This is a genomic window from Virgibacillus necropolis (assembly GCF_044793635.1).
Classification (GTDB): Bacteria; Bacillota; Bacilli; order Bacillales; family Amphibacillaceae; genus Virgibacillus_F; species Virgibacillus_F necropolis_A.
Genome location: NZ_CP084992.1, coordinates 860,941 through 884,802 on the forward strand (window position 1 = coordinate 860,941; position 23,862 = coordinate 884,802).

Annotated in this window: 29 protein-coding genes; 10 read left to right on the forward strand and 19 right to left on the reverse strand. The window is 35.8% G+C overall.

Annotated elements, in window-relative coordinates; translation table 11 throughout:
- Positions 1-202 precede the first annotated feature (202 nt).
- Both LG329_RS04360 and LG329_RS04365 read left to right on the forward strand, forming a co-directional pair.
- A complete protein-coding gene (locus LG329_RS04360; protein ID WP_404453831.1) occupies positions 203-1,549 on the forward strand; it encodes a glucose-6-phosphate isomerase in 1,347 nt (448 codons plus the stop codon).
- 392 nt (positions 1,550-1,941) lie between these two features.
- Positions 1,942-3,111 carry a MalY/PatB family protein gene (locus LG329_RS04365; protein WP_404453834.1) on the forward strand — a complete coding sequence of 390 codons (1,170 nt, stop codon included), beginning with the start codon at positions 1,942-1,944 and terminating at the stop codon, positions 3,109-3,111.
- A 296-nt stretch (positions 3,112-3,407) separates the two neighbouring features.
- Here the strand turns inward: LG329_RS04365 and LG329_RS04370 are convergent, their stop codons facing one another.
- A complete protein-coding gene (locus LG329_RS04370) occupies positions 3,408-3,980 on the reverse strand; it encodes a superoxide dismutase family protein (protein ID WP_404453837.1) in 573 nt (190 codons plus the stop codon).
- Positions 3,981-4,097: 117 nt separating this feature from the next.
- Positions 4,098-4,298: a hypothetical protein gene (locus tag LG329_RS04375; RefSeq protein ID WP_404453840.1), complete on the reverse strand. Its 201-nt coding sequence runs from the start codon at positions 4,296-4,298 to the stop codon at positions 4,098-4,100.
- Between the two features lie 166 nt (positions 4,299-4,464).
- On the opposite strand from LG329_RS04375, the gene LG329_RS04380 reads away from it, so the two are divergent.
- A complete protein-coding gene (locus tag LG329_RS04380) occupies positions 4,465-4,842 on the forward strand; it encodes a kinase-associated lipoprotein B (RefSeq protein WP_404453842.1) in 378 nt (125 codons plus the stop codon).
- Positions 4,843-4,890: 48 nt separating this feature from the next.
- On the opposite strand, the gene LG329_RS04385 is transcribed toward LG329_RS04380, so the two are convergent.
- From LG329_RS04385 to LG329_RS04395, 3 genes are all read right to left on the reverse strand, one after another.
- Entirely contained in the window at positions 4,891-6,066 is a 1,176-nt protein-coding gene (locus tag LG329_RS04385; protein WP_404453845.1) for a cation:proton antiporter, read from the reverse strand.
- Positions 6,067-6,072: 6 nt separating this feature from the next.
- Complete coding sequence (locus LG329_RS04390; protein ID WP_404453847.1) at positions 6,073-6,561, reverse strand: cation:proton antiporter regulatory subunit; 489 nt, start codon at positions 6,559-6,561, stop codon at positions 6,073-6,075.
- A 243-nt stretch (positions 6,562-6,804) separates the two neighbouring features.
- Positions 6,805-7,068, reverse strand: a complete 264-nt coding sequence (locus LG329_RS04395; RefSeq protein WP_404453848.1) for a phosphocarrier protein HPr — start codon at positions 7,066-7,068, stop codon at positions 6,805-6,807.
- 201 nt (positions 7,069-7,269) lie between these two features.
- Between LG329_RS04395 and deoD the strand changes: the two genes are divergently transcribed.
- The 3 genes from deoD (at position 7,270) to LG329_RS04410 (ending at position 9,349) form a co-directional block, all read left to right on the forward strand.
- On the forward strand, positions 7,270-7,977 hold the full coding sequence (gene deoD / locus LG329_RS04400; protein ID WP_404453851.1) for a purine-nucleoside phosphorylase: 708 nt from the start codon (positions 7,270-7,272) through the stop codon (positions 7,975-7,977).
- 115 nt (positions 7,978-8,092) lie between these two features.
- The gene (locus LG329_RS04405) at positions 8,093-8,692 is read left to right on the forward strand and encodes a biotin transporter BioY (protein ID WP_404453853.1); all 600 of its coding nucleotides are present in this window, start codon (positions 8,093-8,095) and stop codon (positions 8,690-8,692) included.
- A 183-nt stretch (positions 8,693-8,875) separates the two neighbouring features.
- The gene (locus LG329_RS04410) at positions 8,876-9,349 is read left to right on the forward strand and encodes a divergent PAP2 family protein (RefSeq protein WP_404453855.1); all 474 of its coding nucleotides are present in this window, start codon (positions 8,876-8,878) and stop codon (positions 9,347-9,349) included.
- Between the two features lie 783 nt (positions 9,350-10,132).
- Here LG329_RS04410 and LG329_RS04415 read toward each other — a convergent pair.
- The 3 genes from LG329_RS04415 to LG329_RS04425 form a co-directional block, all read right to left on the reverse strand.
- Positions 10,133-10,822 (reverse strand): 3D domain-containing protein, encoded by a 690-nt coding sequence (locus LG329_RS04415; RefSeq protein WP_404453858.1) that lies wholly within the window; start codon positions 10,820-10,822, stop codon positions 10,133-10,135.
- A 60-nt stretch (positions 10,823-10,882) separates the two neighbouring features.
- Positions 10,883-11,179 (reverse strand): YuiB family protein, encoded by a 297-nt coding sequence (locus LG329_RS04420; protein ID WP_404456403.1) that lies wholly within the window; start codon positions 11,177-11,179, stop codon positions 10,883-10,885.
- A gap of 129 nt (positions 11,180-11,308) precedes the next feature.
- Positions 11,309-12,529, reverse strand: a complete 1,221-nt coding sequence (locus LG329_RS04425; protein ID WP_404453860.1) for an NAD(P)/FAD-dependent oxidoreductase — start codon at positions 12,527-12,529, stop codon at positions 11,309-11,311.
- Positions 12,530-12,895: 366 nt separating this feature from the next.
- Here LG329_RS04425 and LG329_RS04430 point away from each other — a divergent pair, with 366 nt between their 5' ends.
- Positions 12,896-13,879, forward strand: coding sequence for an NAD(P)/FAD-dependent oxidoreductase (locus LG329_RS04430; protein WP_404453863.1), 984 nt, complete (start codon positions 12,896-12,898; stop codon positions 13,877-13,879).
- A 131-nt stretch (positions 13,880-14,010) separates the two neighbouring features.
- On the opposite strand, the gene LG329_RS04435 is transcribed toward LG329_RS04430, so the two are convergent.
- The gene (locus LG329_RS04435; protein ID WP_404453866.1) at positions 14,011-14,367 is read right to left on the reverse strand and encodes a HesB/IscA family protein; all 357 of its coding nucleotides are present in this window, start codon (positions 14,365-14,367) and stop codon (positions 14,011-14,013) included.
- 93 nt (positions 14,368-14,460) lie between these two features.
- Positions 14,461-14,790, reverse strand: coding sequence for a YuzD family protein (locus tag LG329_RS04440; protein ID WP_404453869.1), 330 nt, complete (start codon positions 14,788-14,790; stop codon positions 14,461-14,463).
- A gap of 153 nt (positions 14,791-14,943) precedes the next feature.
- Between LG329_RS04440 and LG329_RS04445 the strand changes: the two genes are divergently transcribed.
- Positions 14,944-15,168 carry a NifU family protein gene (locus LG329_RS04445; RefSeq protein WP_404453871.1) on the forward strand — a complete coding sequence of 75 codons (225 nt, stop codon included), beginning with the start codon at positions 14,944-14,946 and terminating at the stop codon, positions 15,166-15,168.
- 52 nt (positions 15,169-15,220) lie between these two features.
- Here LG329_RS04445 and LG329_RS04450 read toward each other — a convergent pair whose 3' ends face one another.
- Positions 15,221-16,195, reverse strand: a complete 975-nt coding sequence (locus LG329_RS04450) for a hypothetical protein (protein WP_404453874.1) — start codon at positions 16,193-16,195, stop codon at positions 15,221-15,223.
- Positions 16,196-16,272: 77 nt separating this feature from the next.
- On the opposite strand from LG329_RS04450, the gene LG329_RS04455 reads away from it, so the two are divergent.
- Positions 16,273-16,785 carry a phosphatidylglycerophosphatase A gene (locus tag LG329_RS04455; protein ID WP_404453876.1) on the forward strand — a complete coding sequence of 171 codons (513 nt, stop codon included), beginning with the start codon at positions 16,273-16,275 and terminating at the stop codon, positions 16,783-16,785.
- Positions 16,786-16,841: 56 nt separating this feature from the next.
- Here the strand turns inward: LG329_RS04455 and LG329_RS04460 are convergent, their stop codons facing one another.
- Positions 16,842-17,606, reverse strand: coding sequence for a TIGR01457 family HAD-type hydrolase (locus tag LG329_RS04460; protein ID WP_404453879.1), 765 nt, complete (start codon positions 17,604-17,606; stop codon positions 16,842-16,844).
- 20 nt (positions 17,607-17,626) lie between these two features.
- Complete coding sequence (locus LG329_RS04465) at positions 17,627-18,061, reverse strand: DUF86 domain-containing protein (RefSeq protein WP_404453882.1); 435 nt, start codon at positions 18,059-18,061, stop codon at positions 17,627-17,629.
- A 112-nt stretch (positions 18,062-18,173) separates the two neighbouring features.
- On the opposite strand from LG329_RS04465, the gene LG329_RS04470 reads away from it, so the two are divergent.
- Positions 18,174-18,446, forward strand: a complete 273-nt coding sequence (locus LG329_RS04470; protein WP_404453883.1) for an SAV0927 family protein — start codon at positions 18,174-18,176, stop codon at positions 18,444-18,446.
- Positions 18,447-18,565: 119 nt separating this feature from the next.
- Here the strand turns inward: LG329_RS04470 and LG329_RS04475 are convergent, their stop codons facing one another.
- From LG329_RS04475 to LG329_RS04500, 6 genes are all read right to left on the reverse strand, one after another.
- On the reverse strand, positions 18,566-19,393 hold the full coding sequence (locus LG329_RS04475) for a hypothetical protein (protein ID WP_404453886.1): 828 nt from the start codon (positions 19,391-19,393) through the stop codon (positions 18,566-18,568).
- A 16-nt stretch (positions 19,394-19,409) separates the two neighbouring features.
- Positions 19,410-20,237 (reverse strand): hypothetical protein, encoded by an 828-nt coding sequence (locus LG329_RS04480; protein ID WP_404453887.1) that lies wholly within the window; start codon positions 20,235-20,237, stop codon positions 19,410-19,412.
- A gap of 152 nt (positions 20,238-20,389) precedes the next feature.
- Positions 20,390-20,695 carry a hypothetical protein gene (locus LG329_RS04485; RefSeq protein ID WP_404453889.1) on the reverse strand — a complete coding sequence of 102 codons (306 nt, stop codon included), beginning with the start codon at positions 20,693-20,695 and terminating at the stop codon, positions 20,390-20,392.
- A 158-nt stretch (positions 20,696-20,853) separates the two neighbouring features.
- Complete coding sequence (locus LG329_RS04490; RefSeq protein ID WP_404453891.1) at positions 20,854-21,120, reverse strand: hypothetical protein; 267 nt, start codon at positions 21,118-21,120, stop codon at positions 20,854-20,856.
- A 36-nt stretch (positions 21,121-21,156) separates the two neighbouring features.
- Positions 21,157-22,560 (reverse strand): OmpA family protein, encoded by a 1,404-nt coding sequence (locus LG329_RS04495; protein ID WP_404453892.1) that lies wholly within the window; start codon positions 22,558-22,560, stop codon positions 21,157-21,159.
- A gap of 362 nt (positions 22,561-22,922) precedes the next feature.
- Positions 22,923-23,750: a hypothetical protein gene (locus tag LG329_RS04500; RefSeq protein WP_404453894.1), complete on the reverse strand. Its 828-nt coding sequence runs from the start codon at positions 23,748-23,750 to the stop codon at positions 22,923-22,925.
- Positions 23,751-23,862 lie beyond the last annotated feature (112 nt).

Sequence of the window (23,862 nt, forward strand, 5' to 3'; positions counted from 1 at the left end):
TTATAAAGGAAGAGGCCACTCACCATTTTGCTACTATGGAAATAGTATAATTTGGTTACTGAGCCTCTTTTTTATATGTCTATTCCTCTATTATCTTTCCCTCCTATTTTTTCCGTTTTATTAAAATATATGCATGCTTGTTCTTGATTTCATGACATTAGTTCGATAAAGTAAAATGGATAGATTGACAAGGAGGCATAGCATGACACACATTAGTTTTTCATATAAAAAAGCAATCCCATTCTTAAACGAGAATGAACTTAACCAAATGGACGAATTCGTATCCGTCGCACATCATGCATTACATAATAAATCTGGTGCAGGTAATGATTTTCTAGGATGGTTAGACTTACCTCATACATTTGATCAAGAAGAGTTCAGTCGAATCAAGGCAAGTGCTGAGAAAATTAAACAGGACTCGGATGTTTTACTTGTGATTGGTATTGGTGGTTCCTATTTGGGAGCACGTGCAGCAATTGAAATGTTAAATCATTCTTTTTCCCATTTATTGAGCAAAGAGGAACGTAAATCACCTCAGATTATTTTTGTTGGGCATCATATTAGTTCAACATACATGCAGGAATTACTTGATATTCTAGAGGACAAAGATGTTTCAATCAATATTATTTCCAAAAGCGGAACAACAACTGAACCGGCTATTGCATTCCGTATTTTCCGTAACTTTTTAGAAGAAAAATACGGTGCCAATGAAGCAAAAAAACGAATTTATGCAACTACTGATAAAGAAAAAGGCGCATTAAAAAAACTTGCAACAGAAGAAGGTTATGAAAGCTTTGTTATCCCTGATGATGTTGGTGGGCGTTACTCTGTTTTAACAGCTGTCGGTCTATTACCCATCGCAGCAAGTGGAATTTCCATTGATGACATGATGGAAGGAGCTAAGAAAGCGACGGATGATCTAGCCAATGATTCATTAGACCAAAATCCAGCATATCAATATGCGGCTGTAAGGAATTGTTTGTATAGCAAAGGAAAGACAATTGAAATGTTGGTTAATTATGAACCACAGCTTCAATATGTATCCGAATGGTGGAAGCAATTATTTGGTGAAAGTGAAGGTAAAGATCAAAAGGGTATCTTTCCTGCATCCGCAAATTTCACAACCGATCTACACTCATTAGGACAGTATGTTCAAGATGGCAGGCGCGATCTTTTTGAAACAGTTTTACATGTAAATTCATCTAAGAAAGAAATAACGGTAAAAGAAGATCAACAAAACTTAGATGGTCTAAATTACTTAACAGGAAAAAGTCTTCATGAAATAAATGATAAAGCATACCAAGGTACGATGATTGCACATACTGACGGGAATGTTCCAAACTTAGTAGTCGAATTACCTGCCCTTGATGCATATACCTTTGGATACATGGTTTATTTTTTCGAAAAAGCTTGTGCAATCAGTGGATATTTATTAGGTGTAAATCCATTTGACCAACCAGGCGTTGAGGCATACAAGAAGAATATGTTTGCACTCTTAGGAAAACCAGGATTTGAAGACATGAAAAAAGATTTAGAAAAACGTCTCTAAGAAAAGCGCAAGCGCCTTGGTCAGCCCCGACAAGTTTAAGTCAAATCTCTTAGTGATGTTTTTTATCACAAAGAGATTTGACTTAAAACCTCGAGGGGCTAGGCGCTGGAGCTGGACATGGCCCTGCATAGTGACCAAAATATTCAATGTCACATTTTATACTTTCCTTACACATAAAAATTTTTTATAAAATAATTGTCAAAATGTGTTTATTAAATTCCAGATGGGGTAATACTAATAATGTAAGACTTTCTCGTATTCCCCCTGTGAGCAAGGCGTATAACGCTTTGCTTTTTTTTGTGCTTTTTTACTATCCCCATTTTGGTAATAAAGCTCGTGTCTTGCTCTTTTCTGATCTGATTCGATATACTAGCTAACAGGGAGGTTTTCAAATGATAAATTTCACTAATGTACATAATAGAAAGCAAACTAGATCCGTAAAGTGGGATATTCTTCAAGCGGTTTTTCAATCGGAAGAAGTATTGCCAATGTGGGTTGCCGATATGGACTTTCAAACACCACAGCCTGTCATTGACGCGTTAGTCGAGCGTTCGACACACGGAATTTTCGGTTATACTATTCTGGATAACGATGTAAAATATTCAATAGCGGAGTGGCTTGAACGACGTCATAATTGGTCAATTGATACAGAATGGCTCTCATTTAGCCCTGGTGTTGTTGCAAGTCTACATATGGCAATTCAAGCTTTTACCGAACCTAACGACAAGGTGCTAATCCAAACTCCTGTCTATACACCATTTTATAATGTAATAAAAAAGCATGACCGGGAAGTTGTTAAGAATACGTTAATTTACAAGGATAACTCCTATCATATTGACTTCGATGACTTTGAAGAAAAACTAAAAAGTGGTGTGAAAGTATTTGTTCTATGCTCCCCACATAATCCAGTTGGAAGAGTCTGGCATAAAGAAGAATTAAAAAAAATGGCCGATCTGTGTTTAACCTATAACGTGTTACTGATAAGTGATGAGATCCATGGTGATTTAACGTTTCCGGGGAATAAACACATCCCAATTGCGTCTTTGTCAGATGAAATCAGGCAGGAAACGATAACATTTATGTCACCATCCAAAACATTTAATTTAGCTGGTTTACAGGCATCCTATATCATAACCGCGGATAAGAAAAAGCGCTCAATCCTTACCGATCAATTAGAAAGTCAAGGTCACCATATGTTAAACACCATGGGTAATTTTGCAATGGAAGCCGCTTATAAACATGGTGACGCGTGGCTTGATGAATTACGAGATGTGCTACATGACCATCGAAATTATGTTGTAGAAATGTTTAGTCAACACACTGAAAAATTAAAAGTCATCCATTCAGAAGGAACTTATTTATTATGGATTGACTGCAGTAGACTTAACTTAGACGACAATTCGTTGAAAAAATTCATGATTGAAAACGCAAAAGTTGGGCTTAATGCCGGAATTGAATATGGGGATGAAGGTAAACAGTTCATGCGTATGAATATTGCATGCCCAAGAGCTACACTTGAAGAAGGTGTTAAACGAATTATTAACGCAGTTCAAGGGAAATAGGAAAAGCGCAAGCGCCCGTTTAGCGACGTATGGACTGTGCCCACGCAACGTGGGTAGTTCGATGTTGCCACGCAAAGTGGCGGTTTTAATCGAATCTTCCTTTTACCTGGAGAGATAAAGGAAACACGGTGAGCTAAAGCGAATAAGGACGTTCGACTATGTCGAACTGTTATCGTACGGAGGTGAAGGAAGTCCACTAGGCGCTGGGCGCTGGAGCTAGACATCTTTCGTTTATACTATCCTTGCTCTTAAAAATAACCGTTGCTTATACTACGCCGGTAGCATAAGCAACGGTTTTACTTTTTATTTTTTTCAATAGATTCAGTTGGGTCAGTTGGGGATTCCTTTGAATCCTTCTTCAGCTTAATTTCACCACAAATTAATCGTTCCCCTGATTCTCCGCTAGGTTGACTAACGCCATCATCCATTTCACTATGAATGATGAGTGATTTCCCTTCTTCCTTAAACAGAGATTTCTTTCCTTCTAACATCGTTGCACCGGCCAGCATCAACTCAACATCCACTACCCCACTGGAATCAGCTTCTACGTTTGGTAAATCACCCAAGTGTGGTCCCTTTGGATTCATCGGTCCATGTTCCTTACCTTCTGGATTAAAATGGTTCCCGGAACTTTTAAAATCTGGTCCTTTACATTTTGGAAATTCATGAACATGGATCCCGTGTAATCCTGGTGTCAATCCTTCCACCTTCAATTTTATAGAAACTCCTTCTGGTTGCTCTTTAAATTTAGCAGTTCCAACCATATCACCAGCAGTGTTATACATATCTACTTTTAATGTAGTCCGCTCATCACTTTGACATCCAATTAGAAAAGTTAAAAATAGCACGATCATTACTTTACGTATCATTCTCAGGTCCTCCATGGTCTTTTTTTATTAGTATCAACCAAAAAGGAACAAAGTAATCAAAAGTTTAACGTCAAAAAAACTACTAAAACCTATTGGGAATTAGCAGTTTTCGAGGATTTATTCACTTTTATTATCATCGCTATAATTTTCGGTGTCCTGGTTCAGATTATACTTTTCATCAATCCGTTTTGCTTCCTTTTTGGAATGTTTATAGAAAAAATACATCGTAATAGCAGCACCAATCATAAAAATAAGTAATGTTATCAATGCAGGAATATATTCCGACTTGTCTTCTGGAAAATAAAGAAACTCCATCATAGGTACTCACGCCTTTCGACATCATTATACCAAATAGGTGTTTTTCCTTAAACTGAAACGACACTTGTTCATAAAGATGCCATAATATTAAGCCTTGTTTTATTGAAGTTTTTCAAAAATAAAGTAAGATGGAGACATAATCATATTTTTATGGAGGTTTATATCAATGGCTGACACACAACTCGGACAACTAGTTCGCGCACATTATAATTCGGGTATTTACATAGGAGAAGTAATGGAAGATCGCGGTGACCGTTTTCTTATAAAGGTATTAGCTGTTCATAAGCACCCGATGCAAGGTGATCTACATAACCCAGGAAAAGTTGATGATGTATTCTTTCACCAACGGAAAGCACTCGCCTACAATGAAAAAATGAACGTGGCGAAACCAGCAGTTCACCCTTTTGAAGGGGAATTACCTGCATATAAAGAGTCACTAAGTAAATCAGTTGAAAAACTGAAAAACAAACTGGCCTATAAAGATACACCTTTTAACAAAAAGGCATTAAAAACGTTAGAAGAACTAGAGAGAAAGTATAACTAAAGAAAAGCGGTCATGCTGTTTGAGAAGCATGACCGCTTTTCTTTAAAATTATGTTGGAACCTTTAAGCTTTTCTTATTCTTAACAGGTTTACCGTAAATTTTAATTGTTATATGATTAGCATAGCTAAATAAGAGCATTCCGATAAAAGCAGATAGAATAATGTATATCCCACCAAAGACTTTTAAGGATCCAACTGCCACACTAGCAATAACTACGGAAAATTCACCACGCGCACAGAGTGATAAACCTGCACGTAATGATACACGTTTGGAAAGGCCATATAGTTTACCACCCACTACACCTACAATCACCTTAGCGATCACGGACCAAATAAGAAGAGTTGTAAGAAGAAGTGGCATTGGAATTCCTGAGCCTATATCAATAGTTGTGCCAAAGTAAACGAAAAAGGTAGGTAGCATAAGGTTCTTTATTGGTGATACCGTACCTTCAACACGCTCAATTTTGCCAATTTCCGCAAGCATAACACCTGCAAGAAATGCACCTAGCACTTCTGAGAGTCCTAAGTATAATGCTAATCCACCAAAAGCAAGCGCAATCCCAACTAACAATGCGAATTTGAAATCTTCATCGTCAATTCGTAATAAAAACTTCTCAAAATGCTTAAACAAAGTTTTTCCAAGTACAATTGCCAGTAATCCTAGCCCTATAATTTTACCAACCAATAAGAGAAGATCGCTACTTGTAAACGCATCACCTGCACTCAACGCTATCAGGATTGCTACGACAATCGGCGCAATCAAATCTTCAAATATTAATATTGCTAAAATAAATTCAGTCTCAGCGTTAGCCATTCGTCCTTTATCGTCCAATAATTTAGCTGTAATAGAGGAACTAGTTGCATAAGTTATTCCGCCAATTAGAAATGCACTGAACCAATCCAGTCCAAATCCAAAAGCAATAATCATCGAAACACCTAAGCTGAGCACAACATCTAGTATCCCTGAACTCCAAATCTTTTTCGCTATCGAACCTAATCGTTTTGTACTAAATTCTAATCCAAGTAAAAAGAACATTAATACAATCGAAACTTCACTTGAGAAATGTAAAATCGCATTGTGACTTAAAATTCCGGCTAAAACAATACCAAATAAGATATATAAGATAACACTTGGGAATTTTGTTTTTAAGGCTATAAAACCTAAAACGAAAATTCCGAGTAAAACAAGACCGGCCCCTAATAATGCGGGAACATCACTTAACAATCCAACTTATTCCTCTCCCTGGCATAGCTTAGATAAAGAAGAAATTTGATCCTCTTTACCGACAGACATTAAGACATCGCCAGGTTTTAACGTGGTATCTGTTTCAGGTATTGCAATAACATCGTCACCATGGACGATTCCAATAATTGTTGCACCGGTTTTATTTCTAATATCAGATTCTTCAATTGTTCTATCAACAAGTGATGATTTTTCTTTCACTTTAATATAGTCCACAATAATTTGTTTCTTAAACATACGGATTTTCTCAATATCTGCAGGCTGATAGGTTGTTCCGAGTAATTGTGCAGCTAAATCACGTGTTTCTTCTGGGGTTAAATCCATTGCGAAATCTGCTTCATCACTATCGCTATCCTCGAAAAAATAAAGTTCACGCTTTCCAGTATGATGAACAATAATAACAAGCATGTTGTCCTCTGATGTTTTCATTGAGATTTTTTGCCCAATTCCTGGTAGCTGTGATACGGAAATATTCAAATCATTCACCTCTTATAAACCATAATTATTTCTGATTTACCATTCCATTAGAAAAGCGCAAGCGCCTTGGTCAGCCCCGACAAGTTTAAGACGAATCTCTTAGTGATGATTTTTATCACAAAGAGATTTGACTTAAAACCTCGAGGGGCTAGGCGCTGGAGCTAGACAGATTAACGCCAAAGTTTATACTTTCTTATCTGAAAAATAAAAAGCTAGAGTTAATATTAGCTCTAGCTACTTTACTTATTCACCTAAATGTTCTTTGATTACTTCAGCAACACCATTTAATGCTTCTTCTTCATCTCCACCAGTTGCCGAAACTTTAACCTCTGCACCTTTTGGTACACCTAAAGACATAACACCCATGATTGATTTAAGGTTAACTGTTTTACCATTATAGGAAACCTCAACCTCTGATTCAAATTGTCCTGCTTTATTAACCAATAATGTTGCTGGTCTTGCATGAACACCCGTATCTGCTGTAATTGTAAATGTTTGTTCTTTCATTTTATCTCATCCTTTCCCTTATAGCTTTATGAATAGTTAAATTTACACTCAACTTGTGAAAAAAGTAAACTAACTATATTATATACAATTTTATGATTGAATGAAACAAAAACAGTGTCGAGTAGGAAATTTATTTGTTTTTCATAAATCGTTGTGATAACGTTATTTTTATTAGTAAGCTTTTAATTAGGAGGAACATATATGAGTGTACATATAGGCGCTAAAGAAAATGAAATTGCAGATAAAATATTACTTCCAGGTGACCCATTACGGGCAAAATATATTGCCGAAACATTTCTAGAGGATGTAACACAATACAATGAAGTCCGTGGAATGTACGGTTTTACTGGAACATATAAGGGAGAACGTGTTTCCGTTCAGGGAACTGGAATGGGAGTCCCTTCAATATCCATCTACGTAAACGAATTAATACAAAGCTATGATGTTCAAAAATTAATCCGCGTTGGAACGTGTGGTGCAATCCAAAAGGATGTAAAAGTTCGTGATGTGATTCTTGCACAGGGTGCAACAACAGACTCCCAAATCAATCGAATGGTATTCAATGGTATAGACTATGCTCCACTTGCTGACTTTGATTTATTGAAAAAAGCGTATGATGTTGGAATAGAAAAAGGAATGAACCTTCGCGTAGGTAATGTATTTACCAGTGATACGTTCTATCGTGATAATGCACAGGAAATAAACGAATTGCTTGCAAAATATAAAGTCCTAGCAATCGAAATGGAATCTTCTGCATTGTACACCCTTGCTGCAAAGTACGATCGCCAAGCACTTTCCGTACTTACGGTTTCCGATCATATTTTGACAGGTGAAGAAACGTCTTCAGAGGAACGTCAAACTACATTTAATGAAATGATGATTGTTGCTTTAGAAGCTGCAATAAAATAATCATTAGCCGATAGATTTCTACAATCTATCGGCTTTTTATTGTTAACTTACCAAAATTTAAGTTGACAATAGTCCCCTATCCTGTTTATTATAATGATGAGGGGTGAGGGTTTTGATGAATAAATTACGTACCGTTGATCTAACATTTGGGGCAGTATTTGTATGTTTAATGGCCTTTGGTGCCAATATCGCAGTTTGGTTCCCAATGCTTGCAGTACCAATTGGTGGGGCAACTGTTCCGTTATCATTACAGACATTTTTTGCAATACTAGCAGGATTAATGCTTGGTAAAAAACTTGGTTCAATTTCAATGATTACATATATTCTTGTAGGTGTAGCTGGTGTACCTGTTTTTGCGAATATGAGCGCAGGACCTATGGCTATAGTTAGTCCTACAGGCGGCTTTATCATTTCATTCGTTTTTATTGCTTTTTTTGTTGGTTGGATTTCGGAAGCAAGCAAAAAACCTTCTGTTCCTATTTATACAATCGCATCGTTAGTTGGTTTGGTGATGAACTATACAATTGGTGTATCGTATATGTACCTTGCAATGAATACGTGGTTAGCTCTAGACATCTCTTATAGGATAGCATGGATTAGTATGACACCGTTTATTGTAAAAGATACGGCCCTTGCATGTTTAGCCGCAGTATTCATGGTGACATTGGCAAAACGTGTTCCGATGAGGTGGACATCAGTAAAAGCAAAAGCATAAAGATATTCTGGATCATTCAACGTAGAATGATCCTTTTTTTATTTTTACATACTTGTAAATCCATGAATTTTATTATTTCATATGATAAAATTATCCATATATATTGACGTAAAATACATATACTACACATATTAGATATTTACTAGCACCATGTAAAAGCACAGAAAGGATGATTATCCATTCATGGACTTGTTTTTAAATTTTCCATTATGGGCTTCACTCGCAGCAATCGTTTTTGCTCAAGTCATTAAAATCCCAATACGATTCATTGTTACAAGAGAATTTAAGCCAGATCTCGCCTTTAGTACTGGAGGAATGCCAAGTAGTCATTCTGCCGCTGTAGCTGCATTGTCAACTGGTATTGGAATTGTCGACGGTGTTGCATCAACCACATTTGCTGTTGCATGTGTCTTCAGTATTATTATTATGTTTGATGCATCAGGGGTTCGGAGACAAGCTGGTGAACAAGCTGTGCTATTAAATCAATTAATGAAAGATTTCAATCATTTTGTGGAAGGTGCTAAAGATTGGAATAAGAAGGAAGAGTTTGAAAAACGTAAAGAGTTAAAAGAGTTACTTGGTCATCAACCGATTGAAGTTTTTTTTGGTGGGCTTTCCGGAGTTGGTATCGCATTTTTACTCTATCTTTTATATTAGGAAAACTTATTATTAAGGCTGTTTTCGTAAAGATTGTTGCTTTTGGGAGGATAGATATAAACGACATAACTTATATCTATGTTAGATCTGTATTACTGATAATGGAAACAAGTCACTTAAGCAGCCGCAGCCCGTATACACTTCGCTTTCCGCGGGCGGCTGGTGAGCCTCCTTGTGCTAACGCACTGCGTAGTCTCACCGATGCCTTTCCTCCCGCAGGAGTCTCCGTGTATTCGGGCTGCTAGTATAATATTAGCCAATAACAGCATTCATTAGTTGAAAGAAAAGACAAAGAATGCTTACGTAAATAGCTTTATCAGTCTAGGTGAGTGGAGGGCGGTGACTCCTGCGGGAACAGCACGTGTCCGAAGACCCCGCAGAGTGGTAAATGATGAGGGCCAACTAAAACCGTCCTTTGCGGACAACGTCGGCATACCCCTTGCCGGGGCAAGGAGGCTAAGGCCGTGCCCGCGGAAAGCATCCGCCCGGAGCGATCCTGGACGGCAGCAATAGTACATAACTTTGCAAATAAACCTAAAGTTACGTCGTTTATATCAACTATGAAAATGAAAAAGCAACAATGCGTACGAAAAGAGCCATTATTAAAAAAAGATGAGCTGATAAATTAGCTCATCTTTTTTTTATAGTTGTCTAGCTACGGCTCCTAGCGACTAGCAAATAGGTAGTCCTGTTGAACGTGCGGAAACTTCTCCGTACTTTTCTCACAGTCCTACCTATTTGTACGTTGCTGAACAGTCGCCTTCGCTTTTCTTGTCTAACTAATTAACTTTTGATAATTTGTTCTCGGAAGACTTGCAATGCTTCATTATTGTTTAATTCTACTAATTCTTCTTCGGTTATCGATCCGTCACCCATTTCCACAATGTGAACCTCTACTTCTTTTTTACCCCAATATTCATATACATCTTCAACAGTTTTATAATAAAGATCAATATTATTCCCATTTATAGCGCTACCTTTATCCGCTACTACTCCAAAACCATAACCAGGAATCCACATTATAGTTCCGATAGGATAAACGTCTAAATCGGCTGCTATGGTAGAGTATAAATCTCGTTTTACCTGCACACCAGAGTACGTAATACCATACATCGGGTGATCAGGCGTTTTACCCGTTGATTCTATTCCCGCAGTATATCCTGTTGCCAATACTGTTGTAGTTGGGTATTTCGCATTTTCCATTCTTTCTTGAATCGTCTTTGGTCCATCGACATGTTCACTGGAAATATACCTTTTTTGTTTCGCCTCATAATTCAATGTCTTTTCTTTTAATGCTATATCTCGTTGTTTAACAGAATTGGCATCAAATGAGGAGAGCTCCTCTGATTTTTGTTCTGCCCATACATGAACATCTTTAAAGGTTACATTCGAAATGGATGAAAATGTAGCATAAATTGCACCGAAAAATAAAAGAACCATTGCACTTCTTCTTAAGAATTTTTTTGATTTCATTGATAACACCTCACTGGATGTCATCATTTCCAATCTATTTAAATTTTATGCATTTTTCTGTTAAAACATTTGATATCCACTTTTTCTCAATAACTTAATAACTATTCCTGAGATTATCGTACCTATGAATCCAGAACTTAGGATCATTATATCAACTGGAGTAATTTCCATGAGTTTAGTAAATGCTATAGAAAACGATTCAGTTAAATCCGTAAAGTAGGCTCCAGTTGAAATATCATCGACAATCATTAGCACGATAAATGGATATATACATGCCATTAGCCAGGTTTTACGTAAGAGCATATTTAATATAAATGCTAATCCAAAAAATATTACTAAATATAATAAGATGGACATAATAATTTGAACTACTGATGGAATCACTTATGTATCCTCCCCTTGCACAATCTTTATCACCATTTACATTTTATATGAAAACGTAAAAAAAGCAAAGGCAGCAACTTAGCCTTTGCTCGGTATCAATTTTTAATAAAAAATATTGAATTTTCCTTTTTTAAATAATAATCCAGGTCCACCTAATTTAAGTAAGTAACGATTATCAATAACTTTTTTCATAACCGTAGCTGTAAAGCCGAACAACTTACGATTATTCAAGACCACGCCAATCGCATCATCATGACCGAGTGAGGCAACTGTTCCCAAAATTTTCGGTTCAAAGCTCTCGACTTCTCCACTACCAGTAGCCATTGCCTTGACATTATGCGCAACAGCACCTGACATTTGGATGGCAATTTGAGCAGTTGGTGGGAACGGACGTCCACTTTCTTCGTTCATAATAAGTGCACAATCACCTACAACGAAAACATCATCGTAATCCGGGGCACGCATGTCGCTACGTACTTCAATTTTTCCTCGATTCGTCTCGAAGCCTGATGCTTCAACGATTGAGTTGGCACGAACTCCAGCTGCCCAGACGGTAGTCATCGTTGGGATTTCTTCAAGCTTGCCATCCTTTTCGAAAACGATGCTATCAGGTTTACATTCTTTTAAAAATGCACCTGTTTTAAATTCAACACCACGCGCTTCCAACGAATTCATTGCATATTCCACAAGATCTGGATCAAATCCCGGCAATACAGTTGGAGCACCTTCCACATTTATGATTCGAACTTTATTTTTATCAATATCGTATTCTTTACATAACTCAGGAATACGATTGGCTATTTCACCTACAAACTCAATTCCTGTAAAGCCACCGCCACCAACGACAATGTTCAAACGAGCATCATTTGGCTCTTTTTCATTATTATACATTGCAAAATTATATTCAATGTGCTCCCGAATTAATCGTGCACGATCAATACTACCAATTGTAAATGCATGTTCATCAAGCCCAGGAATTCCAAATGTTGCAGCTTCAAATCCTAATGCAATTACCAAATAGTCATAGCTTAGTTCACCGTTTTTAAGTTTAACTTTTTTCTCGTCTGGTTTAATAGAAACTACTGTATCCTTAACAAATTTGACTTTGCTCATGTTGATAACTTCATTTATCGCAATACGGGTACGATCATGATGCAATGTGCCTGCAGCATTTTCATGTAACCACGTTGTTTGATAATGGTAGTCGTGTTTGTTAACCAATGTAATATCTGCTTCATTAACCCCCAGGGACTTCTGTAAATTTACAGTTGTTACCATCCCGCCATAACCTGCGCCCAAAACTACTATACTAGGCCTTTTCATTTCTCATCACTTCCATTTATATAATATCGCATTGTTTACATAACGTATGTGACATATTTCACGTATTAGTGCATAAAAAAAGCGTAAGCCCCGTTTTGACTACCATATGATGGCTTTGGAGCTAGACATAAAAAAAGAGCTAAATCGATATATGTATTTGTCACACAAATGTAATATAATGTCTAGAAACAATCTTAGCCCTTTTCCCGTATACTTTCAACCCTTTATTTTATTTTATAAAATTTAATGTTTTCGTAATATTATCGTTTATAATACTAGGTGAATACATAAATACGCAAAACTCATTGTTTGTGATAATATAGGCATGATGAGAAAAATGAATCAGTTAAAAATGGGGGAATTACCATGTCAGATAAAGTTTATGATGTAACGATAGTTGGCGCAGGCCCTGCTGGATTGTTCACGGCATTCTACGGTGGGATGAGACAAGCTAGCGTCAAGATAATTGAGAGCTTACCACATACTGGAGGGCAACTTACTGCTCTGTATCCAGAAAAATATATATACGATATTGCTGGTTTTCCGAAAGTCCGGGCTCAAGAGCTAGTTGACAATCTCGAAGAACAAGCAAACATGTTTGATCCTACAATTGTATTGGAACAAGCAATTGAAAAAGTTGAACGGTTAGAGGATAACACATTTAAAATCACTTCTGATAAAGAAGTTCATTATTCAAAAACAATTATTGTTACAGCAGGAAATGGCGCATTCCAACCTCGACGACTGAATATTGGAGAAAGTGAACAGTTTGAAGGAATAAACCTGCATTACCACGTCAAAGATATGAATCATTACAAAGACCAAAATGTTGTCCTTTTAGGTGGTGGCGATTCCGCAGTAGACTGGGCACTTATGCTCGAACCAATTGCTAAAAGCGTAACGCTGGTTCATCGTCGTGACAAATTCAGAGCACACGAACATAGTGTAGAAAAATTAATGGAATCAAGTGTCAATGTTGTCACTCCATTTGCCCCAACGGATATTGTGGGACAAGATCGGATTGAACAATTAATCCTCCAGGAAGTTAAAGGCGAAAAGGAAATCGTATTAGATGTCGATTCCTTATTATGTAACTATGGATTTGTTTCGTCATTGGGTCCTATTAAAGAATGGGGATTGGAAATAGAGAAAAATAGCATCGTGGTCAATTCCAAAATGGAAACAAACATCCCAGGCATTTATGCAGCTGGTGACATTTGCACATATCCAGGGAAAGTTAAACTAATCGCAACCGGATTCGGTGAAGGCCCAACAGCCATCAACAATGCCAAATCCTACATTGATCCAAAAGCACGCCTACAACCGAAGCACTCGACTAGTATGTTTTAAATTACAGCCCGAGCGACCAATTGTCGCTCAGGCTATTTTTTTGAAGAGGTAGAAAATATCGGCAATTGTAATTTCTTATCTGCCAAAAAAAATAGAACGCCCTCTAACAGCGTTCTAGCCTTCTCAAGTAATTAACATTTCTCTGGTGCACCTTCGCGATCCTTCGCCTTAAACGATGATCCACAGCCACAGCTTACGATAGCATTCGGATTATCAATGCTGAACCCGCCGCCCATCATGTTCTGTTTAAAGTCAATTTTTGTTCCTTCTATAATCGGGATATCCTGCTTGAAAATAACAACAGGAACTCCATTTATCTCGTCTACCATATCTAGTTGTTCATTAACTTCATACTCAAACCCTAATGAATAGGATAAGCCGCTACAGCCGCCACCTTTTATTCCAAAGCGTAAACGGACATCTTCTGATTCGTCTTGCATCATTTCTCTAATTTGTTCTACTGCATTATCTGAAAAAGTAACAACCATATCATGCCCCTCCTTTTATCTTTAAGTATACAAACTGTATCCTCACTATTCAAATGATTGCTATTGAAAATACTGCGCACGTCATTCAAATTATCATGATTGCAATGGAACATCAAGTTTATCCAAAGCTTGATAAATGGATTTCAACCTTGGAATACCTTCTCCAACCATATTATCATTAACAAATACGATTGGATGAAATAAATCCTCATCAACTATCCGTTCAACAAATGCAATATGTTTCTCATCGGTTTGAGGTTGATCTATATCAATATAGTTGTAATTCACTACTCCATCGATATATTTTCTTCCAACTGCCGCTTGAATCCATTCATACGTATCTTTTGAGCCTGGTGCCCCTACGCAGCTAGCACATATTTGTTCCGCACCATAAACAGTAATTACTACTTTTTTATCCCCCATGGTGAAACCTCCACAATTTTAGTTACTTTTATTTTACAAAATCTTTCATTAAAGATAAAATAAAAGCATCTACTTTAAGAAGAAATGTATTTTACCAATAGATTTTTTTGACCATTCATCTTATAATGGAACATAGAAAGGGGAAGATGGATAATGCAAGAGCAAGTACAGGAAGTCTTAAATAAATTACGCCCATTTTTACTACGTGACGGTGGAGATGTGGAGCTAATAGATGTTGATGAGAATGGCATTGTACTTCTTCGTCTCATGGGTGCATGTGGGAACTGTCCTAGTTCAACCATCACTTTAAAAGCTGGAATTGAACGCGCGTTAATCGCAGAAGTTCCAGGAGTTAAAGAAATCGAACAAGTATTTTAAATACCACATAGATCGAAGGCGAACAATCTAAAAAGGGTTGTTTGCCTTTTTTTTAGAGCCATTCTATAACTGGTATTTTCCATTCATCATGATCCACCTCAACTGTTTGAAAAAATTCACCAATAAATTTTTCATAACGTACTTGTTTTTGCTGCAAATCATGTAAGCTTGTTAGCATTGAATCATACGAAGTTGACGCAAATCCTTTTTCCATCAGATCAAAGAAATGCACCGGATAAAGAAGGCGCGCATACAGTAATCGCCAACTGAAAATTGAAAGTGACCGCTCACGTTGATAATCCTGCAAAAATTTTACTGCATTCTCTTTTCCGTGATCACTTTGATACAAAATACAATATCTAATGTGTTCGGCTAGATCCCGAACTGGGTGATCGAACATAAAGCCCCCATGCCAAATTATATCCCGATTACATTGATTCGTATACCGCTTATATGTAATCGTTCCCTGATCACTATCATGAAAACGATTATCATATTCGGTCTCCTGTAAATACTGAATCGCATTTTCACTTATACCAATAATATATGGAAATAAATCCGATAATTTACGGTGGTATGGTGATTGGTATAAGGCATCGTCCTGTTCAACTTTTTGTTCAAATGCAGTTAATTTATTTATCCAAAGCTGCTTCCATTGACCATAACTAGAAAAATCCTGTGGTTCATATGGATAGCTTGAGCCAACACGATGAAAATTTGCCAGTGCCTGACCATGTGACAAGTTCAACTCCCTGTCTAAAGGATGCATTTTTACTACAATATATTCCTCTCCCATAAACAATGTAGTCCATTCCTGGTTTACATTTTGTATTGGTGCAGCATTTCTGTTTATACCGTTCTCAAATAAATAATAGCTTAATGCAATTTGTTCAGTGTGAATAACTTCCTTGTTTCCAGCAGGAATGATAAAATAAATGTATTCGTTTCCAATATATCCTTCCACCCCATCTAAGAAACAACTTCCTTCTGTTTGGATACCATAATAGGTAGACAGTAAATTTTTCACATATTTCCCCCCTTACACATTTACAATAAGTGTATGTATAACAAATGGATAAAAATACGTTAGAATAGGTGATTTCAATGGAAAAAAACACAAATCAAAGTCAATTAGAGTTAAAAGCGCGCGAATGGCTTACAGAACGCGGCGTTACATTAGATGATATCGCTGAGTTAGTTTACTATTTACAAGCAAAGTACCATGAGGATCTGAGTATGGAAGATTGTCGTCACAATGTGGATTGTGTTTTAACAAAACGTGAGGTACAGAACGCAATATTAACTGGTATTCAACTAGATAAACTTGCGGAACAAAAACAATTAGATTTCCCACTGCAAAATACGATTGAGACAGATGAAAGTTTGTATGGTGTCGATGAAATTATTGCTCTATCCATCGTAAATGTTTATGGTTCAATTGGGTTTACCAACTATGGCTATATCGATAAGCAAAAGCCTGGAATTCTTGAACGATTAAATGATAAATCAACTGGAGAATGTCATACATTTCTAGATGACATTGTTGGTGCTATTGCGGCTGCAGCCTCAAGCAGATTAGCACACGGTGCACGTGACGCTACCATGTTGGATGACTAATTAACGATTAGAAAAAGCTGTCTAAACGAGTTTAAGCGCTCGATTAGACAGCTTTTTTATTTTATCCATTCACTTAAATTTTGCACATGATAAGTTGGCTTTTTAGGTAACGTTGGTAGATCCTCAAACGGTGTAACCCCTGTGAACACCATTAACGTGTCCAACCCCGCCTGAATCCCAGCCATAATATCTGTATTGTAATTATCCCCCACCATGAGTGTTTCATCATGCGACAAACCTAACTTCTGCAGTGCTTGTTCCATTATAATAGGCTCTGGTTTTCCTATAAAAATCGGCTCTACTCCTGTGCTAACAGTGATGACAGACGTAAGTGCACCGTTACCAGGCAGCAGTCCCCGTTCTGTTGGAATGGCAATATCACTATTCGTCGATACAAAAGTTGCACCATTTCGTACAAATAAACATGCCTTAGTTAATTTTTCGTATGTAATCCCCCGGTCTATTCCTACTACAACAAAGTCAGGATCTTCATCTGTTATACGTAAACCTTTTTTCTCAATAGCTTCGTGCAGACCCCTTTCACCAATCACAAAAGCACTACCATTTTTCTTTTTATCGGATAGGTAACTTGCCGTTGCCATGCTTGATGTAAAAACATGTTCCTTTGTTGCACGAATATCCATATCGTTTAATTTATTTGCGATTTCCTGCTGCGTTTTCGAAGAATTATTTGTCAAAAATAAATGTGGCAATCCTTTTTCATGTAAAAATTCCACAAACTCCTTTGCAGCATGAATGCGCTGCTTCCCTTGATACATCGTACCATCTAAATCAACTAAATAGCCTTGATAATCCTTCACTTTCATAAGCCCTCATTTCATTATTTGGAAAATGCATTAGCGACACCCAGTTCGTTATCCAAATAAGCACGAACCCGTTCACTAAACGTATTTAATGTCTGTTCATTCGTTTTGATTGTACGCTCAACCTTTTCATGATCAATCGTTAAATACTCCTTAACAAGCATTGTACGTAATTTGATCACTGATTTATAAGCTTCTAATTCATCGGAAGGCAGTACCTTTTCATCAACTAAAATATCGATAATATCCTCATAACTTCCAGGATCACGCATAATAAATCCGTCAATCATCATGTTGCCAACATCTAGCATCGATTCGATGACCATTTGTGTAATTCGTTCCAGTACTAATTTATCTCTAAACGATTCAAAGGACTGCTTCCCCAACTCCTGAAGCAAGCCATCCATATATATAAGTGTTTCTTCTATTTTATTTCGATCAACAAAATACATCAAAAAAACCTCCACATCTTGATACTTCAAATATACCACAAATATTATGAACGATTAAACAAAACATGGTATAGTAAGGAAAAGCATGATTTTTGGATTAGGAGGAACTCTGGTGTCTAATAAATTTAAAGTACTGGAAGATCAAACAGCTCAACAAGACGTACGATACATTAGCTTTATGGGAAACTTTCGACGATATGATTTTGCTATCATGGACGAAAAAGAAAGTGACAAGAAATTAGTAATTGATTTACGAAAAAATCGCTTCGCAGTTTTAGGAGAAGATGATTTTAAAGAAGAAGGCACAATTGAGCACACTTTTCATGTGACGGAAATAGAAGCGGATGAATTGAGGGAATTTCTAGGAAATGCATTGTATAAGTGAAAAAAGTTGACTAGGATATGATTGCTTTTTTTACTTAATCATTATTATTAACAGTTTTCAAGCTTATCTGTGTACATTTCCCATGTATATCTGTCTCATAATAAACTCCTAACCTTTATTTAAGGGTTACGTAAATTATTTTTAACTCTTTCAAGAAGTTCATCTAATTCATTGTTAAATTCATCCAGAACAATCTGATTATATTCATTATCAGTCTTGTCCCGTAAGTCTCTACCATAAGATACCTCAGCTAAGGCACTTTTTAAATCATTTTCTGCTCTTTTTGATGTCATTTCTCTTAGTGTGTTTGGATCGGAAAACTCATCAAACTGCTTTATTTCTTTGTTATTTCTATTATCATAAATAACATCAAAGTCCTCCCTATTATCATACCTTTCAATAAATTGCTTGTATTGTAACCGCATTAAAATTGGTATATAATTTTTCATTTCATTAATATCATTGTCTGTAACAAAACCTTTTTCAGTATCACAATGATTTTTTTCTATTGCTTCTTTATATGTTCTTACTAATTCATCCTGGTTATCTAGCATTGCTTGAATTATACCTAATGAGCGTTGATAAATTATTTCTTTTTCTTCATCTAACACCTTCCCTTCTAATACTCCTTTCAAGTAATCTCTGACCTCGTATAGAACTTTAAAATCCATATCTGCCCTGTATTTACCATCTGTGGAAATATTACGAATTGAAACCGCATAGTGTAGTAAAGGAACAAGCGATCTCATATGGTCTTCCGAATTATTAGAAGATGGAGACAAGACTGCATATCCGGTTGTTTTATCTCGGCGTTTAAAGCTAGCTAAATAGAAGGGCATATCATTAACAATATAGGCAACACGTTTGATGTAATAGGTTTCAAATATCTTTTTATGCTTTTTTACTATCTTAATTAGTTTCTCTTTATCTAAAACAATGTTTTCCATTATAAACTCCTTATGTTTATGGGTTTCGTAAATTATTTCTAACCCAGTCTAAAAGTTCTTCCAATTCCTTATTAAATTCTTCGAGAGCTAGCTGATCACGCTCGTCATCTGTTCTATCTCGCAAGTTTTTTCCATATGAAACCTCCGATAAAGCATTTTCTAAATCTTTTACCGCTCTTTTGGATGTCATTTCTCTCAAAGTGTTTGGATCAGAAAATTGATCAAATTGCTTTATTTCTTTCAAATTTCTATTCTCGTAGATTACATCAAAATCTTCTCTGTTATCATATCTATCTCTAAATTGCTTGTATTGTAACCTCATAAAAATTGGTAGGTAATTTTTCATTTCTTTTATATCATCATCTGTTATGAATCCTTTGTCTTTGTCACGTCTATATTGATCTATTGCTCTCTCATAGGCTTTTTTTAGTTCTTCTTGATTGTCTAACATTGTTTGGATAACTTTTAATGAGCGTTTATATACTATTTCATTTTTATTACCCAACACATTTCCCTCTACCACTCTTTTTAAATAATCCCTTACCTCGTAAAGAACTCTAAAATCCACGTTTGCTCTGTATTTAACATCTGTCGTGATATTGCGAATTGTAACAGAATAATGTAATAATGGTTTAATTGCTATTAAGTGATCTTCCTTATTATTTGAATCTGGTGACAAGATGGCATAACCCGTTGTTTTGTCTCCTCGTTTAAAATTTGAGAAATAAAATGGATTTCCATTTACAATATACGCAAAGCGATTGATATAATAGTTTTCAAAAAGCTTTTTGTATTTTTTTGCTAGCTTAATTAGTTTCTCTTGATTTAAAATTACTTTTTGCATAATTACCTCCTATTAATTTACAGTTCCCTGCTTTTTTCACCATCCTTTTTGGATATAGATTAGAAAGTTTTTTTCTGCTTTATCCATAACAACATAATTGACTTGGTTAAAAAGTGAATAGGGTAATCAGTTTACAATATATACCATTGTTTCTAACCTCTCAGATAATGAATTAATGATAAAAATATCCCAATAGCTACTAAGGATAAAATAGTTTTAACAAACGACATTACAGTAAGTTTATTACCTGTTTCTTTTCTCATGATACATAAGAGAAAAGTAAAACCACATATACCTACAACCCCCATGATAATAATAGGTGGAACTATTCCTAAATGGGATAAATTAAAACCGTTGGATGCATCCCCTAGAGTAAACATTGCTCCTAATCCTATAACAAAATTTGAAATTCCCGATACAGCAGTAACAGTAAGTATCTTCCATTTTGATTCCGACATATTAATCGCCTCGCAGTTTTATTAGTTAAAACCACAATATTCCTTTTATCCAATGAAAAACGTCCTAATACTTAAAGCATATTGATTAACTGACAGCATAACAAGTTTGGAATATACTTAAACTTCTGTAACAACCGTAATGAGTTTTTAAATTGAATTCATTTTTCTATTCTCTTTTTCATACGGGGATTTAGTAAACTATTCGATATATCTTTCATTTCTTCTTTTTCTTCAAGTGGTTCATCCACAGCAATTTCATCCTTCATAGATTTAATTTCCATAGAGTCAGGGTCCTCGCTTGATAGCATCTTTTTTTGATACTGCTTTAAGCGAATAAAATAGTAAAACAGCTTTGGATTGGTCCATATTTTCGTAAATAGATAATCCATAACCTTTTCTATTTCTGCTTCAGCTTCTAGATTCATAATGATAAAATATATCAAGTTCCTATAAAAGATAAACTAACTTTCTTTTTCCGGATTAATCACTATTTCAACCCGTCGATTTTCCTCTCTACCACTACTATCACCGTTTGAAGCAATTGGCTTAGTTTCTCCATACCCTTTTGAACGGATTTTCAATTCATCGATATCCCCATTTTTCTTTAAATAGTCCAAAACTGCCTTTGCTCTTTCCTCTGACAATTTCAAATTATATTTGGTCTCACCTTGATTATCCGTGTGACCATTTATATGAACAACAGTACCTGATTCCAATTCCTGTAGATCATCGAGTAAGCCATCAAGTAACTTCTTCGCATCTGACTTTAGTTTGCTTTTATCAAAATCAAAAAGTAGTGTAGCTTCCATTTTTAATTTTATTTCTTCCTCTTTTACCGTTAAGCTAACCTCTTCAGGTGGTGATAGTTTAGGTACATCGATTGGAACTTCATACTTTACATATTTTTTTCCTTCCTCATCACGTTTAACTAGGTCTCCCTCAATATGCTTGAGGTCTTCACCATATACTTCCACAACATTGTCCCAATAATTGGGGGAATCAACTTTTAAAAGGATGTACTGACCCTCTCGAAGTGTTAAGTAATGTTCTTTCATATCAAATGTTCCGTCTGGATTAATCGTGGTTCCATCTCCAGTGAATGGAATGTTATCACCATTTTTATCTTTTCGTAACAGTCTAATAAGCGTTCCTTCCACCAGATTACTTTCTCCATGAATGTATAGATATTCGTGGTCACTGGTAATTTCAACATTATCAATCCTAACTTCTGTATCACCATAATCATCCGGTCGGTCTTGCCAAACAGGTGTTTCAATTTGAATCGTATACGGTTTTTCTTTATCTTCATCTAATTTGATCGAAGCTCTTACATCCCACCAGTCCATAGAAGGAGTTCGATATACCTGTGGTCCAGTTGCGTTTTTATATCCTTCACCGTAATGTTCTTCTCCCGTTCCAAGGGGAGATAGTCCAAATGTAACACTTGCGTTTCCCTCATATCCTGGAAATTCAAAATGGAAAGATCCATCTTCCTGAATTTCTGCATTTTCATTAAAATTTGCGATGGTTAATGTGCTAATTCCGTGGGAGCTAATCACGGAACCAGGATAAATATTACTTTTACCATTAACAATAATTTTGTCCTTCTTTACAATTACTTCTCCGCCAATCCAGGCCTTCATGTCACCAATATTTTGTTTGTAATTGGTTGATTTCTCCTTTTGGGATTCACTTGCCACATTATTAAGTGAAACCTTACCATTACCAGAATCAGCTGAAACGGACTGTTCAGTTTCCTCGGGAGCATCTTCGCCTTTTTTCTTCTCCATCTTTTCGTCTGTACATCCAAACAATAAACATATGAAACAAGTAATGATTACTAGCTTTATGTAATTTTTGATCATGTGTTTCTCTCCCCCATTCTTTTAGGTTTAAAAATATTTCTTTCTTCCATAAAGATACACCTTTAAACTATCGATCTAGTCCAAAGGTGCAATTCCAAGTAGTAGTTGATTTATTGCCCATTCTACACCAAACAATACTAAAGTAACTCCAATCATTGCCATGATGAAGCTTATTGGATTTTAATCTAAATTATAATTGATCTTGCATATTCATTGGCAGCCTATTGTGTTATCAAAACCCCATTTATTCTAAACTGCCAAATAATCATTAATAACAGAAATCAAAAGGAAAATTCCAAGGAATTCAATTGTTGCACTTCCTCTTCACCTTGATGAAGTTTCTTTAACCAATCCATTGCTCCTTAAGGATAGCGTAATTTACTCTTGACTCGTTCCAACTGTTGATCAAGTTCCTTATCATATTCAGTTAGAACTAACTCATCATATTCATCGTCTGTCATTTCATGTAAGTCTCTACCATAATCTAAGCGTGATAAGCCCTCTTTCATTTCTTTTTCAGCAATGTTTGTGGTCATTTGTTTCAAGTTTTTTTGATCTGTAAAATGATCAAATTGTTTAATTTCTCGTTTATTTCTATTTTCATAGATTACGTCGAAATCATTTCTGTTATCGTACCTATCAAGATATTGTTTATATTGTATTCTCATAAGTAGTGGTAAATATCTCTTAATATCATGTATATCATCTTCTGTAATGAAACCTTTTTCTTTTACAGCATCATATTTACGAACTGCCTCTTTATAGTGTTCAATTAACGATTCTTGTAGATCAATCATATTTTGAACGATTGATAGTGAGCGTTTATAAATAACTTCATCATCAGTGTCGAGAACATTGCTTTCAACAATTGTTTTTAAGTAATCTCTTACTTCATAAAATACGGCGAAATTAATATTTGCCCGATATTTACCGTCAGATAAAATATTATTTATGGATACAGAGTAATGCAATAATGGTTTTAGAGCGACTAGTTGGTCACTTTTATTATTAGACTCAGGTGATAAAACAGCATATCCTTTTGTTTTATCTCCCCGTTTAAAGATTGCAAAATAATATGGTTCATCATTAACCAAATATGCAAAACGTTTTACAAAATAATTTTCAAAAAGTTTCTTGTTGTCCTCTGCAAGCTTTACTAGTCTTTCTTGATTTAAAACGACTTTTTCCATACAGTATACTCCTTGTAAAAGTTTGACTTTTATTAGAAATGGTCCTTAAGGAAGATCGAATAGAGCAATAGCTCTATTCGATTAAGCAAACCAACCAGTTATCGTATCCCTA

Coding starts and splice junctions, on each gene's coding strand:
- LG329_RS04360 (WP_404453831.1), top strand. CDS start 203: ATGACACACATTAGTTTTTCATATAAAAAAGCAATCCCATTCTTAAAC.
- LG329_RS04365 (WP_404453834.1), top strand. CDS start 1,942: ATGATAAATTTCACTAATGTACATAATAGAAAGCAAACTAGATCCGTA.
- LG329_RS04370 (WP_404453837.1), bottom strand. CDS start 3,980: ATGATACGTAAAGTAATGATCGTGCTATTTTTAACTTTTCTAATTGGA.
- LG329_RS04375 (WP_404453840.1), bottom strand. CDS start 4,298: ATGATGGAGTTTCTTTATTTTCCAGAAGACAAGTCGGAATATATTCCT.
- LG329_RS04380 (WP_404453842.1), top strand. CDS start 4,465: ATGGCTGACACACAACTCGGACAACTAGTTCGCGCACATTATAATTCG.
- LG329_RS04395 (WP_404453848.1), bottom strand. CDS start 7,068: ATGAAAGAACAAACATTTACAATTACAGCAGATACGGGTGTTCATGCA.
- deoD (WP_404453851.1), top strand. CDS start 7,270: ATGAGTGTACATATAGGCGCTAAAGAAAATGAAATTGCAGATAAAATA.
- LG329_RS04405 (WP_404453853.1), top strand. CDS start 8,093: ATGAATAAATTACGTACCGTTGATCTAACATTTGGGGCAGTATTTGTA.
- LG329_RS04410 (WP_404453855.1), top strand. CDS start 8,876: ATGGACTTGTTTTTAAATTTTCCATTATGGGCTTCACTCGCAGCAATC.
- LG329_RS04415 (WP_404453858.1), bottom strand. CDS start 10,822: ATGAAATCAAAAAAATTCTTAAGAAGAAGTGCAATGGTTCTTTTATTT.
- LG329_RS04420 (WP_404456403.1), bottom strand. CDS start 11,179: ATGTCCATCTTATTATATTTAGTAATATTTTTTGGATTAGCATTTATA.
- LG329_RS04425 (WP_404453860.1), bottom strand. CDS start 12,529: ATGAAAAGGCCTAGTATAGTAGTTTTGGGCGCAGGTTATGGCGGGATG.
- LG329_RS04430 (WP_404453863.1), top strand. CDS start 12,896: ATGTCAGATAAAGTTTATGATGTAACGATAGTTGGCGCAGGCCCTGCT.
- LG329_RS04435 (WP_404453866.1), bottom strand. CDS start 14,367: ATGGTTGTTACTTTTTCAGATAATGCAGTAGAACAAATTAGAGAAATG.
- LG329_RS04440 (WP_404453869.1), bottom strand. CDS start 14,790: ATGGGGGATAAAAAAGTAGTAATTACTGTTTATGGTGCGGAACAAATA.
- LG329_RS04445 (WP_404453871.1), top strand. CDS start 14,944: ATGCAAGAGCAAGTACAGGAAGTCTTAAATAAATTACGCCCATTTTTA.
- LG329_RS04455 (WP_404453876.1), top strand. CDS start 16,273: ATGGAAAAAAACACAAATCAAAGTCAATTAGAGTTAAAAGCGCGCGAA.
- LG329_RS04465 (WP_404453882.1), bottom strand. CDS start 18,061: ATGTATTTTGTTGATCGAAATAAAATAGAAGAAACACTTATATATATG.
- LG329_RS04475 (WP_404453886.1), bottom strand. CDS start 19,393: ATGGAAAACATTGTTTTAGATAAAGAGAAACTAATTAAGATAGTAAAA.
- LG329_RS04480 (WP_404453887.1), bottom strand. CDS start 20,237: ATGCAAAAAGTAATTTTAAATCAAGAGAAACTAATTAAGCTAGCAAAA.
- LG329_RS04485 (WP_404453889.1), bottom strand. CDS start 20,695: ATGTCGGAATCAAAATGGAAGATACTTACTGTTACTGCTGTATCGGGA.
- LG329_RS04490 (WP_404453891.1), bottom strand. CDS start 21,120: ATGAATCTAGAAGCTGAAGCAGAAATAGAAAAGGTTATGGATTATCTA.
- LG329_RS04495 (WP_404453892.1), bottom strand. CDS start 22,560: ATGATCAAAAATTACATAAAGCTAGTAATCATTACTTGTTTCATATGT.
- LG329_RS04500 (WP_404453894.1), bottom strand. CDS start 23,750: ATGGAAAAAGTCGTTTTAAATCAAGAAAGACTAGTAAAGCTTGCAGAG.